The organism is Pelomonas sp. KK5, from assembly GCF_001984095.1.
In the GTDB taxonomy this organism is placed as follows: domain Bacteria; phylum Pseudomonadota; class Gammaproteobacteria; order Burkholderiales; family Burkholderiaceae_C; genus KK5.
Genome location: NZ_LYVQ01000215.1, coordinates 1 through 11,601, shown reverse-complemented (window position 1 = coordinate 11,601; position 11,601 = coordinate 1). Strand labels below are relative to the sequence as shown.

At 68.9% G+C, this 11,601-nt stretch carries 14 protein-coding genes and 1 other RNA gene; 12 read left to right on the top strand and 3 right to left on the bottom strand.

The window, feature by feature from the left end; translation table 11 throughout:
* Window positions 1-831: LysR substrate-binding domain-containing protein (locus B0W88_RS25145; protein WP_083749058.1), on the bottom strand; the 831-nt coding region annotated here is incomplete at its 3' end.
* Window positions 832-917: 86 nt separating this feature from the next.
* On the opposite strand from B0W88_RS25145, the gene B0W88_RS25140 reads away from it, so the two are divergent.
* From B0W88_RS25140 to B0W88_RS25130, 3 genes are all read left to right on the top strand, one after another.
* Entirely contained in the window at window positions 918-1,802 is an 885-nt protein-coding gene (locus tag B0W88_RS25140) for a DMT family transporter (protein ID WP_077037346.1), read from the top strand.
* A gap of 10 nt (window positions 1,803-1,812) precedes the next feature.
* Window positions 1,813-2,185, top strand: an RNA gene (gene rnpB / locus B0W88_RS25135) — RNase P RNA component class A.
* Window positions 2,186-2,204: 19 nt separating this feature from the next.
* Window positions 2,205-2,660, top strand: a complete 456-nt coding sequence (locus tag B0W88_RS25130) for an HIT family protein (protein WP_077037345.1) — start codon at window positions 2,205-2,207, stop codon at window positions 2,658-2,660.
* Here B0W88_RS25130 and B0W88_RS25125 read toward each other — a convergent pair.
* Together B0W88_RS25125 and B0W88_RS25120 are read right to left on the bottom strand one after the other, a co-directional pair.
* Entirely contained in the window at window positions 2,631-3,083 is a 453-nt protein-coding gene (locus B0W88_RS25125; RefSeq protein WP_077037344.1) for a hypothetical protein, read from the bottom strand. The genes B0W88_RS25130 and B0W88_RS25125 overlap by 30 nt on opposite strands.
* 211 nt (window positions 3,084-3,294) lie before the next feature.
* Window positions 3,295-4,062, bottom strand: coding sequence for an ABC transporter substrate-binding protein (locus tag B0W88_RS25120; protein ID WP_077037343.1), 768 nt, complete (start codon window positions 4,060-4,062; stop codon window positions 3,295-3,297).
* A gap of 87 nt (window positions 4,063-4,149) precedes the next feature.
* On the opposite strand from B0W88_RS25120, the gene B0W88_RS25115 reads away from it, so the two are divergent.
* From B0W88_RS25115 to B0W88_RS25075, 9 genes are all read left to right on the top strand, one after another.
* Window positions 4,150-4,563: a gamma-butyrobetaine hydroxylase-like domain-containing protein gene (locus B0W88_RS25115; protein WP_077037342.1), complete on the top strand. Its 414-nt coding sequence runs from the start codon at window positions 4,150-4,152 to the stop codon at window positions 4,561-4,563.
* A 13-nt stretch (window positions 4,564-4,576) separates the two neighbouring features.
* A complete protein-coding gene (ubiE, locus tag B0W88_RS25110) occupies window positions 4,577-5,308 on the top strand; it encodes a bifunctional demethylmenaquinone methyltransferase/2-methoxy-6-polyprenyl-1,4-benzoquinol methylase UbiE (RefSeq protein ID WP_077037341.1) in 732 nt (243 codons plus the stop codon).
* A 324-nt stretch (window positions 5,309-5,632) separates the two neighbouring features.
* On the top strand, window positions 5,633-6,628 hold the full coding sequence (locus B0W88_RS25105; RefSeq protein ID WP_077037340.1) for an EpsD family peptidyl-prolyl cis-trans isomerase: 996 nt from the start codon (window positions 5,633-5,635) through the stop codon (window positions 6,626-6,628).
* Between the two features lie 8 nt (window positions 6,629-6,636).
* Window positions 6,637-7,509: a polysaccharide export protein EpsE gene (gene epsE, locus B0W88_RS25100; RefSeq protein WP_077037349.1), complete on the top strand. Its 873-nt coding sequence runs from the start codon at window positions 6,637-6,639 to the stop codon at window positions 7,507-7,509.
* 31 nt (window positions 7,510-7,540) lie between these two features.
* Window positions 7,541-8,971, top strand: coding sequence for a chain length determinant protein EpsF (gene epsF / locus B0W88_RS25095; RefSeq protein WP_077037339.1), 1,431 nt, complete (start codon window positions 7,541-7,543; stop codon window positions 8,969-8,971).
* Window positions 8,971-9,849, top strand: coding sequence for a polysaccharide biosynthesis tyrosine autokinase (locus B0W88_RS25090; RefSeq protein WP_077037338.1), 879 nt, complete (start codon window positions 8,971-8,973; stop codon window positions 9,847-9,849). Before epsF ends, B0W88_RS25090 begins: the two co-directional genes overlap by 1 nt.
* A 27-nt stretch (window positions 9,850-9,876) precedes the next feature.
* Window positions 9,877-10,761 carry an exosortase B gene (gene xrtB, locus B0W88_RS25085; RefSeq protein WP_083749056.1) on the top strand — a complete coding sequence of 295 codons (885 nt, stop codon included), beginning with the start codon at window positions 9,877-9,879 and terminating at the stop codon, window positions 10,759-10,761.
* On the top strand, window positions 10,758-11,453 hold the full coding sequence (gene epsI, locus B0W88_RS25080) for an exosortase-associated protein EpsI, B-type (protein WP_077037337.1): 696 nt from the start codon (window positions 10,758-10,760) through the stop codon (window positions 11,451-11,453). Before xrtB ends, epsI begins: the two co-directional genes overlap by 4 nt.
* 1 nt (window position 11,454) lies before the next feature.
* A partial coding sequence (locus B0W88_RS25075) for a GDP-mannose 4,6-dehydratase (RefSeq protein ID WP_144006954.1) occupies window positions 11,455-11,601 on the top strand: 147 nt, incomplete at its 3' end.

The following is an 11,601-nucleotide window of genomic DNA, read 5'->3' as shown; positions in this document are numbered from 1 at the left end:
GTCCACGGCCGCATCCCGGCCGGTGCCGCGGCGGCGCAGCAGGGCCACCTCCATCGCCGGCAGCGGCGGCAGGCCCTGCCGCTCGCCCAGGATCTGCAGGCCCGGCGGAACGCAGCAGCGCGTGAGCGCCGCCACCGCCAGCCCGCTGTCCACCGCCGCCAGCTGCCCGGCCATGCTGGCGCTGTCGTAGACCACCCGGTAGGAGCGGCCCGCGGTTCGCAGGGCCTCCAGCGCGCCGCTGCGCGCCTGGCTGCCGGCCTCGTAGGCGGCCACCGGCAGCGGGTCCCGCCGCCAGGCCTCGTGCGCCGGCGCGCCGACCCACACCAGCGGCTCGAGGAACAGCAGGGTGCCGCGCGAGGCCCGGTCGCGCGAGACCAGGGCCAGGTCCAGTTCGCCGCGGCCGATGCGCGGGATCAGCGCCGTCGACTGCTCGCAGACCAGCTCGATCTCGACACCGCCGTGCCTGCCGGCGAACTGGCGCAGCACCGGCGTCAGGTAGCTGGCGGCATAGTCGTCCGGCACGCCCATGCGGACGCGGCCGGCCAGGGGGCGGTCCTGCAGCGCGCGCAGCGCCTCGGCCTGCAGCTCCAGCATCTTGCGGGCGTAGCCCAGCAGTTCCTGCCCCGCCGGCGTGAGCGACAGATGGCGCGGCCCGCGCCGCAGCACCGGCCGGCCCAGCGCTTCCTCAAGCTTCTGCAACTGGCTGCTGACCGCCGATTGCGAGCGGTGCACCAGCGGGGCCGCGGCCGAGAGCGAGCCGGCGTCCACCACCGCGGCAAAGGCGCGCAGCCAGTCGATCTGCAGGTCGCGCGGCGCGGGGTTGTCCTTCATCGTGGCCTCCATGATCCTGTAAATCGAATGATATCGATGCGAACTATCCGCTTTACCGGACGCTCGCGGGTGGCCAGCATGCCGGCATGGATGACCATGCAAGTTCTCGAGGCCGCGATGCTGCCGGCGGCCAGCGGCTGATGATCGGCGGCGGCCTGTTGCTGGCCACGCTGGGCGTGTTCCTGCAGCAGGCGGGGCAGCCGCCGCTGGCGGCGGTCTGGTTCCGCTGCGTGTTCGGCGCGCTGGCCCTGCTGGCCTGGGGCGCCTGGAGCGGAGGTCTGGGGCGCCTGCGGCTGGCACCGCGGGCGCTGTTCGCGGCGCTGGCGGCGGGGCTGCTGGTGGTCCTCAACTGGACGCTGTTCTTCGCTGCCATCGAGCGCTGCTCGATCGGCGTGGCGACGGTGGTGTTCCATGTGCAGCCGCTGTGGGTGATGGGCCTGGCGGCCCTGCTGCTGGGCGAGCCGGTGTCGCGCCGGCAGGTCGCGGCGGCCGCGGTGGCGCTCGTCGGCCTGGCGCTGGCCTCGGGCCTGGCCGGCGGCATGCCGCACGGGGAGGGCTATCTGCTCGGCCTGCTGCTCTGCCTGGGCGGGTCGCTGAGCTACGCGGGCGTGACGCTGATCGCGCATGCGATGCCGGGCCTGAACTCCTTCGCGCTGGCCTGGTGGCAGTGCGTCACCGGCGCGCTGGTGCTGGCCTGGTGGCCGTGGAACCACGGGCTGCCGGCCTTCGGCCCGGCCTGGGGCTGGCTGGCCGGGCTGGGCGTGCTGCACACGGGCCTGGCGTACGTGCTGCTGTACGCGGGCATGGCCAGGCTGCCGGCCGGCCGGGTGGCGGTGCTGCAGTTCGTCTATCCGGCCGGTGCGGTGCTGGTGGACTGGCTCGTGTACGGCCACGCGCTCGACGCCTTGCAACTGCTCGGCCTCGCGCTGATGGGCGCGGCGCTGCTGAGCCTGAAGCGCCAGCATGGATAATGCGCGCCGTGAAGCAAGCCAGACCGCCGCTGGCCCGATCTCGGAAACGAGGGGCTGGAGGAAGGTCCGGACTGCATAGAGCGGCGTAGCAGCTAACGGCTGTCCGGCGAAAGCCGAGGATCAGAGCAACAGAGACGAGTCGGTCAAACGTGCGGGGCGCGAGCCCTGCGGGAGCGCAGGCGCAGCCTGCGTGGCCGGGTGCAACGGGCAATCTCTACGCGCAGCAACACCAAGTAGGCCAGTATCGAGGCGGCTCGCTGAGCTGGCGGGTAGGTGGCACCGAGCCGGGCAGCGATGCCCGGCCCAGAGGAATGGCGGTCACAGGACCGGGCCCGCAAGGGTCAGGTCTTGCACAGAATCCGGCCTATCGGCTTGCTTCACTTCTTATTCGTTCAAGGCAGCATGATGACGAGCACTTCCTGTCCCCTTTGCGCCGAGACCGGCGGCGTGCTCGTCGCGCAGGGCCCGCGCTGGCGCGTGATCCGCGCCACCGAGGACGCGAACTTCCCGGCCTTCTACCGGCTCGTCTGGACCGCGCACGTGGCCGAGTTCAGCGATCTCGATGCCGACGGCCGCCGCGAGTGCATGGAGGCGGTCGCCTGCATCGAGCAGGCGCTGCGCGAGGCGCTGGCGCCGACCAAGGTCAACCTCGCCGCGCTGGGCAATGTCGTGCCCCATCTGCACTGGCACGTGATCGCCCGCTTCGACTGGGACAGCCATTTCCCCGCGCCCGTCTGGGCTGCGCCGCGGCGCGAGGTGCCGGGCGGGGCCGAGGCACGCCTGGCCCTGCCGCTGGCCGCGCTCGATGCGCGCGTGGCCGCCGCCGTGTCAGCGTTCCTCCAGCAGCGCGACGCGTGAGGCGGGCGCCGGGCCGGCGTCGAGCGCCGCATCCCGCTCCGAGCGGAAGCTGATCAGGAAGCTGAACTGCTGCGGCTGGCTCGCACTGGCGGCATCCATGCAGTCGAGCGAGCGCACCGCGCGGCGCACGGCCTCGCGGTACTCGCGCGTGCCGTCGGTGGCCTTCACCTCGTCGAGCTGGCTGCCGCTGAGCTGGAAGTTCACGCGCAGGGTGGCGCTGCGGTCCTCGCGATAGGCCGTGTAGGCCAGCGAGTCCTGCAGCGCATTCGCCACGCCGGGGCAGACGCGACTCACGTCATGCCGCACGGCGCGACCGCTGATCTCCACGCGGCGCAGGTCCTGGGTGGCTTGCTGCTGCGCCGGGGCGGCCGCGCTCAGCGCGGCAAGGGACAGGGCGACCAGCAGGCAGGTGCTTGTGTTCATATCCGACTCCTTGGGGTGATGCCGATCAGAGCGGGTGTGTCTGACCTGGCTTCAGGTTAGGCAGCGCGCCGCCCCGGTCCAAGGACGAGCCGACCGAACGCTGCTTGTGTCGGATGAACGCCCGCTTTCGCGTGCCGAACGGCGCCGGCGGCGACGAAATGGGCGGATGGCGCTTGAATTCGGCGTTAGGCGCCGCGCCGCATGCGCGCTGCTACTGTGCGTCGTAGCGCCGCAGGATCTCGTCGAGGCTGCCGTCGCGGATCATCGAGTCGTTGGCGCGGTTGAAGCGGTCGACGAATTCCTGCGAGGTGGACTTGCGGCTGAAGGCCGTCGCGGCCGGGCTGTGGCGCACCACGATGCCGCTGTTGACGATGCGGTCCTTCAGGCCCAGCTGCGCCAGTTCGGTGCGCGCGGTCATCTCGTCGGCGATCAGCCCGTCGATGCGGCCGGCGGCCAGCATCTGCCAGAGGTTGCGCCGCGTGGACACCTGGCGCACGCCGGCGGCGAAGGCGGGGTCGCTCATCAGCTCGTCGTAGTCCTCGCCGTAGCGCACGCCGATCTGCGCGCCCAGGCGGAAGCCGCTTCCGTGCAGCTGCTGCAGGCGCGTGAAGCGGCGCGCCTTCCAGGCCTCAAGGCGCACCCACAGCAGGTTGCGCGACTGCGGGCCCGGCACCGCGAACCAGGCATAGCGTTCCCGGTCGGCGGTGCGCAGCGCGCCGGTGACGATGTCCAGCCGCCCGGCCTCCAGCTCGGTCAGCGCCCGGGCCCAGGGCATCTCCACCAGCTCGACCGCGCAGTCCATGCGGCGCAGCGCCTCGCGCACCTGGTCCACGTGCACGCCCACGATGCTGCCATCCGGCGCGCGCATGCTGAAGGGCGGGTCGTCGTTCCAGCGCATCGTCTTCACGCATCCGCCGGCGGCGGCCGCGCCGGTGAAGGCGAGCGCAGTCAGCAGAAGTAAGCAGTTACGCCAGCGCATGGTTCCAATTGTGGCGCTGGCGCGAGGGCCCTCGGCGCACTCCGCGGCTACACTGGCCGTCCCCGCTTCACTCTCCGCACACGCCCCATGGCCGGTCTCAGCGCCAGCACTCCCACTCCCACCGAAATCACCGTGCACCAGCAATCCCGCGTGCTCGAGGTGGCGTTCTCGGACGGCGCGCGCTTCCGCATCCCCTTCGAGCTGCTGCGCGTGTACAGCCCCTCGGCCGAGGTGATGGGCCACGGCCCGGGCCAGGAGGTGCTGCAGACCGGCAAGCGGGACGTCACCATCACCGGCCTGGCGCCGGTGGGGCACTATGCGATCCAACCGCAGTTTTCCGACGGGCACGACAGCGGCCTCTACACCTGGGACTACCTGTACGGCCTGGGCAAGCGGGAAGCCGAGCTGTGGCTGCAGTACGAGATGAAGCTCAAGGCCGCCGGCGCCAGCCGCGATGCCCCGATGCCCGCCAAGGGCGGCCACGCCTGCGGCAACCATTGAGAAAATACCCATCATGAGCAGCACCCACTTCGGCTTCGAGACCGTCGACGAACAGGAGAAGGCTGGCCGCGTGCGCGGCGTCTTCGATTCGGTGGCCTCGAAGTACGACGTCATGAACGACCTGATGTCGATGGGCATGCACCGCGCCTGGAAGGCCTATACGGTGGCCGTGGCCAACCTGAAGGCCGGCGACCGGGTGCTCGACATCGCCGGCGGCACGGGCGACCTCTCGCGCGCGTTCGCGAAGAAGGTCGGCGCCACCGGCATGGTGGTGCACACCGACATCAACGAGGCCATGCTGCGCCAGGGCCGCAACCGGCTCATCGACGAAGGCCTGGTGCTGCCCACCAGCCTGTGCGACGCCGAGAAGCTGCCCTTCAAGCCGGCCAGCTTCGATCTCGTCAGCGTGGCCTTCGGCCTGCGCAACATGACCCACAAGGACCAGGCGCTGGCCGAGATGTGCCGCGTGCTCAAGCCGGGCGGCCGGCTGCTGGTGCTGGAGTTCTCCAAGGTGGCGGAGCCGCTGCGCAAGCCCTACGACTGGTACTCCTTCAAGGTGCTGCCGCGCCTGGGCCAGATGATTGCCGGCGATGCCGAGAGCTACCGCTACCTGGCCGAGTCCATCCGCATGCATCCGGGCCAGCAGGAACTCAAGGCGATGATGAAGACGGCCGGCTTCGGCCACGTGGACGTGCACAACCTGAGCGCGGGTGTGGTGGCCTTGCACGCCGGCATTAAGTGCTGATGACAAGAGCCGTGCGCTGAGCGTTCGGCGTTTACCCGTCCCCCCGATCGCGGGGAGGCCGGGAACCTTCGTGCGCGGCCCGGGTCTGTGCTTCATGTTGCGTTGCGGAAACGATCTGTGAGCAAGCGATGCGAAGGGGCCCGGATGGCCCCATTCCATCGCTGGTTCTCCGGGTAATCCGCAGCCTGCAAGGGGCGCTGTGTCTCATTTTCATGGGATTGAAAAGCTACACTCGACCGGCTCTGAGAGGGCGGTCTTGTCGTGGTGCAGCATCGTCTGAAATGCGGCCCGCAAGCGCCGGGCGGAACACGAGAAAGTGGAGTTATGAATCTGAGCACGAAGGGTCGCACGCTGCAGCGCAGCGCCATCACGCTGGTGGCCCTTGCGGCCGCCGTGGCCATGCTGGCCGGCTGTGGTGACAAGAAGGGTGACCAGGCCTCGCAGACCGCGGCCAAGGTCAACAAGGAAGAGATCACCGTCCATCAGATCAACTTCGTGCTGCAGCGCCAGCAGGGCCTCAAGCCCGAGCAGGCCGAGGCCGCCAGCCGCCAGGTGCTGGAGCGCCTGATCGAGCAGGAACTGGCCGTGCAGAAGGCCCAGGACCTCAAGCTCGACCGCGATCCCCGCGTCGTCCAGCAGATCGAGGCGGCCAAGCGCGAGATCATCGCCCGCGCCTATGTGGAGAACGTCGGCAAGGCCATCACCCCGCCCTCGGCCGAAGACATCACCAAGTACTACAACGACAAGCCCAACCTTTTCAAGGATCGCCGCATCTACAGCCTGCAGGAACTGCAGATCGAGGCGCAGCCCCAGCAGGTGCAGGACATCCGCGCCAAGCTGGGCGCGGTCAAGTCGGTGCCGGAGTTCGTCGAATACCTGAAGGCCAGCGGCCTGCGCTTCAACGGCAACCAGGCCGTGCGCGCCGCCGAGCAGCTGCCGCTGAACAGCCTTGACGGCATCGCCCGCATGAAGGACGGTGATTCCGCCTTCACCCAGACGCCCACCGGCGCCACCGTGCTGTTCCTGGCCGGCTCGCGCAGCCAGCCGGTCGACGAGGCGCATGCCAAGCCGGCCATCGAGGCCTTCCTGAAGAACCAGCGCGGTGGCGAACTGGTGCAGAAGGACATGAAGGCCTTGCGCGAGGCGGCGAAGATCGAATACGTCGGCAAGTTCGCCGAAGGCGCACCGGGCGCCGCGAGCGCCCCGGCCACTGCCGCCGCGCCGGCTGTTACCGCTCCGGCTTCTGCCGCCGAAGTGGCAGCACCGGCGGCCAGCGGCCTGGACAACTCCGCAATCACCAAGGGCATGGGCTTGAAATGAGGATGATGATGACGTCGACGAAGAAGAAGGCCTCTTCCCCGATCACGCGCGCCGCAGCGCTGCTGGTCGGCGCCACGCTGCTCGGCGGCGCCGCGCTTGCGCAGCAGCAGCAGGCGCCGGCGGGCTCCGCCGCGCCGCTGGCCGGCCCGACCGCCGAGTACAAGCTGGGCGCCGGCGACGTCATCCGCATCACGGTCTACCAGAACCCCGACCTGCTGCTGGAGACGCACGTCTCCGAGTCCGGCACGCTGTCCTATCCGCTGCTGGGCGTGATCCGCCTGGGCGGGCTGACCGTGGGCCAGGCCGAGAAGATGATCGGCGACGGCCTGAAGAACGGCAACTTCGTCAAGAACCCGCAGGTCACCATCCTCGTGCTGGCCGTCAAGGGCAACCAGGCCAGCGTGCTGGGCCAGGTCAACCGCCCGGGCCGCTACCCGATCGAGACCGCCGACATGCACCTGACCGACCTGCTGGCCAACGCCGGTGGCGTCGTCACCCAGACCGGCGCCGACACGATGGTGCTGACCGGCACCCGCAACGGCCAGCCCTACCGCGTCGAGGTGGACCTGCCCGGCATCTTCGCCGCCGGCGGCCGCGCCAACGACGTGATCATCCAGAACGGCGACGTGCTGTGGGTGGACCGCGCGCCGCTGGTCTACATCTACGGAGAAGTGCAGCGCCCCGGCCCGATGCGCCTGGAGCGCGGCATGACGCTGATGCAGGCCCTGGCCAGCGGCGGCGGCCTGACGCAGCGCGGCACCGAGAAGGGCATCCGCGTGAACCGCAAGGACGGGCAGGGCAAGGTCAACACGATCCAGCCCACCATGGACGAAGCGTTGAAGGACGGTGACGTCGTCTACGTCAAGGAAAGCCTGTTCTGAGCGAGCGGGCCCACCCGAGGAAGCCACAAGCATGACCATCACCCAATTCTTTGCCATCCTGCGCGCGCGCTGGAAGGTCGCCCTGGCGATCTTCCTGTCGATCGTCGTGCTGGTGGTCGGCATCAGCCTGGTGCTGACCAAGAAGTACACCGCCGTCGCGTCGGTCGTCATCGACGTCAAGCCCGACCCGCTGTCCGCCGTGCTCTACAACGGCGCCAACCCGGGCCTGCTGCAGACGCAGATCGACATCATCCAGAGTGACCGGGTGGCCTTCCGCGTGGTGAAGAACCTGCGGTTGAACGAGAACGCGACGATCCGCTCGCAGTGGCAGGAGCAGACGAACGGCGAGGGCACGATCGAGCAGTGGCTTAGCGAGACTTTCCAGAAGAACATGGACGTCAAGCCGGGCCGCGAGTCCAACGTCATCAACATCTCGTACACCGCCCCCGATCCGCGCTTCGCCGCCGCGCTGGCCAATGCCTTCGTGCAGTCCTACATGGAGACCAGCCTGGAGCTGAAGGTCGACCCGGCCAAGCAGTATTCGAGCTTCTTCGATCAGCGTGCCAAGGAAGCCCGCGATGCACTGGAGACGGCGCAGAAGCGACTGTCCGAGTTCCAGCGCCAGAAGGGCATCATCGCCACGGATGAGCGCCTGGACGTCGAGAACACCCGGCTGAGCGAGCTCTCCAGCCAGCTGGTCATCGTGCAGGCGGTGGCCTCCGAGTCGGGCAGCCGCCAGAGCGCCGCCGCCGGTTCGGGCAGCGGCAACATGCAGGAAGTGCTGAACAACTCGCTGATCGCCGGGCTGAAGGCCGACCTGTCTCGCGGCGATGCCCGCCTGCAGGAACTTGGCGCCCGCTACGGTGACGCGCATCCGCTCGTCATCGAGGCCAAGGCCAACAACGACGAACTGCGCAAGCGCCTGGATGCCGAGACACGCAAGATCACCTCCGGCGTCGGCGTCAGCAACAGCATCAATCAGCAGCGCGTGGCCGAACTGCGCGCCTCGCTGGACGCGCAGCGCACCAAGATCCAGCAGATGAAGACGTTGCGCGACGAGTCTTCGGTGCTGGTGCGCGATGCCGAGAACGCCCAGCGCGCCTACGACATCGTGCTGCAGCGCCTGAACCAGGCCAGCCTGGAGAGCCAGGCCACGCAGAGCAACCTGTCGGTGCTGACATCGGCCGTGCCGCCCACCACCAATTCCTCGCCCAAGGTGTTCCTGAACGCCATCGTGGCCGTCTTCGTCGGCGTGCTGCTGGCGATCGGCGTGGCGCTGGCGCTTGAGTTCTTCGACCGCCGCGTCCGCAGCGCCGATGACGTGCTCAGTGCCATCGGCGTGCCGGTGCTTGGCTCGGTCCCGCAGCCCAATGCCAAGCGCCTGTTCCGCAAGGGCACGCGAGCCAGTCTGATGCAGCAGAAGCTGCTGGGGCAGTTGCCGGCCCCGACCAAAGGAGCATGATGAGTACGACCACCCAGACCGCACAGGACACCGGCATGCCTGTGCATGATCGCTCGATCGGCGACATCATCCGCGACGCGCGCAACCTCAGCGCCGCCGAGGTCGAGCAGGTGCTCGCCTACCAGCGCGAGAAGGGCGTTCGCTTCGGAGAGGCCGCCATCGCGCTGGGCCTGGCCACCAATGACGACGTGCTGGCCGCGCTGGCCCAGCAGTTCCACTATCCACTGGCGGCCGCTGACAGGCGCAATGCCAACCCCGAGCTGGTCACGCTGAACCAGCCCTTCTCGGTGCAGGCCGAGGCATTCCGCGCGATCCGCAGCCAGGTCTCCCTGCGCACCGACCCGACCCGCCAGACGCGCAGCGCGCTGGCCGTCATCAGCCCCGCCAGCGGCGATGGCAAGACCTTCTTCGCGGCCAACCTCGCGGTCTCGATCGCGCAACTGGGCGGCCGCGTGCTGCTGGTCGACGCGGACCTGCGCGGCCCGCGCCAGCACGAGGTCTTCGGCATCAACAACACCGGCGGCCTGTCCACGATCCTGTCCGGCCGCTCGGAGAACCAGGTCGTGCAGCCGGTCGAAGGCGTGCCCAACCTGTTCGTGCTGCCCGGCGGCCCCTTGCCCCCGAACCCGGCGGAGCTGGTGGAACGACCCGCCTTCGGCCTGCTGATGCGCGAGCTGTGCACGAAGTTCGACCATGTCGTCGTCGACACGCCGGCGGCAGCCTATGGCGCCGACCCCGCCGTCATCGCCTCCCGCTGCGGCGCGGCGCTGATCGTGGCGCGCAAGGACGAGTCCCGGGTGAGCGGCCTGCGCGACCTGGTGGCCAGCCTGGAGGGTGGCGGCGTCGAGATTGCCGGCGCTGTCATGAACGAATACTGATCGACGCCGTTGCGCGTGCAGTGAGCAATGGCCAATAGCAAGTCGACTTCCTCCTGGCTGCCGCAAGGCATGGATGTCCCGGCGGCACTGCTGGTGCTGCTGGGTCTGGCGGCCATGTACGGCCCGACCTACGCCAAGCTCAGCGAGACGATCTGGCGCTCCGACGAGCAGGGCCACGGCCCGATCATCCTGGCCGTCAGTCTCTGGCTGCTCTACAGCGCCTGGGACAAGCTGGTGGCGCTGCGTTCCGCCGCGCGGCCGGTGGCGGGCTTCGGCCTGCTGGTGATCGCCGGGCTGATCTATGCGGTTGGCTATTCGCAGGAGGTCTGGGTCTTCGAGGTCGGTTCGCAGATCCTCGTGCTGATGGCCCTGGCCCTGCTGTTCAAGGGTGTGCCGGCACTGCGCGTCATCTGGTTCCCGCTGTTCTTCCTGCTCTTCATGGTGCCGCTGCCGGGCTCGCTGGTGGCAGCGGTGACGGCGCCCTTGAAGTCGGCCGTGTCGGCTGTGGCCAGCACGCTGCTGTACGACATGGGCTACCCGATCGGCCGCTCCGGGGTGATGCTGACCATCGGCCCCTACCAGCTGATGGTGGCCGACGCCTGTGCCGGGCTGAACTCGATGTTCACGCTGGAAGCGCTGGGCATGCTCTACATGAACCTGATGCAGTACAAGTCGGTCGGCCGCAATGTCTTCCTCGCCCTGGCGCTGATCCCCACGGCCTTCGTCGCCAACGTCTGCCGCGTGATCATCCTGGTGCTGGTCACCTACTACTACGGGGACGAGGCCGGCCAGGGCTTCGTGCACGGCTTCGCCGGCATGGTGCTGTTCATGGTGGCGCTGATGCTGATGCTGGTCTACGACAAGATCCTGAGCCTGTTCATCAAGAGCGAGAAGAAGCGGGTGCCGGCATGACGCTCGTCCGGATGCGCGCACTGCTGGTGATGCTGTGCCTGGCCGCCTGCGCGGGCCTGGCCCAATGGATCAAGCCGCACGAACTGCTGACCGACAGGGAAGGCACGATCGACCTTGAGACCGTGTTTCCGAAGAGCTTCGGCAAATGGCGCCAGGACACCAGCATGCCCGTGTCCATCGTCGCGCCGGACGTGCAGGCCCAGCTCGACAAGATCTACGCCTCGGTGCTCAGCCGCACCTATGTGGACGACCGTGGCTACCGCATCATGCTGTCGGTGGCCTATGGCGGCGATCAGTCCGAGGCCGGCCGTGCCCACCGGCCCGACGTCTGCTATCCGGCCCAGGGCTTCCAGATCCAGAGCGGCGCCGATTCCAGCGTTGCACTGCCGCCTGGGCCGCTGCCGGTGCGGCACCTGGTGGCCACGCTGGCCGAACGGGTCGAGCCGATCACCTTCTGGGTGGCTGTGGGCCGCTATGTGGCGCTGACCGGCCAGGAGCAGAAGATCGCGCAGCTGCGCTACGGGCTGAAGGGCGTCGTCGCCGACGGCATGCTGGTGCGTGTCTCCAGCATCGACCGCGACACCGCCGGCGCCTTTGCCGTGCAGACCCGCTTTATCGAGGACATGGCCGCTGCCTTCGACCCCAAGCCGGCCGCCCGCGTCTTCGGTACCGAAACCATTGGAAGGAAGTAGCTTGTCGTCCACCACCGAAGCGCCCGGCAGGAAGGTCGCGCTGATCACCGGCGTCACCGGCCAGGATGGCGCCTACCTCGCCGAACTGCTGCTCAACAAGGGCTACGAGGTCCATGGCATCAAGCGCCGCTCGTCCCTGTTCAATACT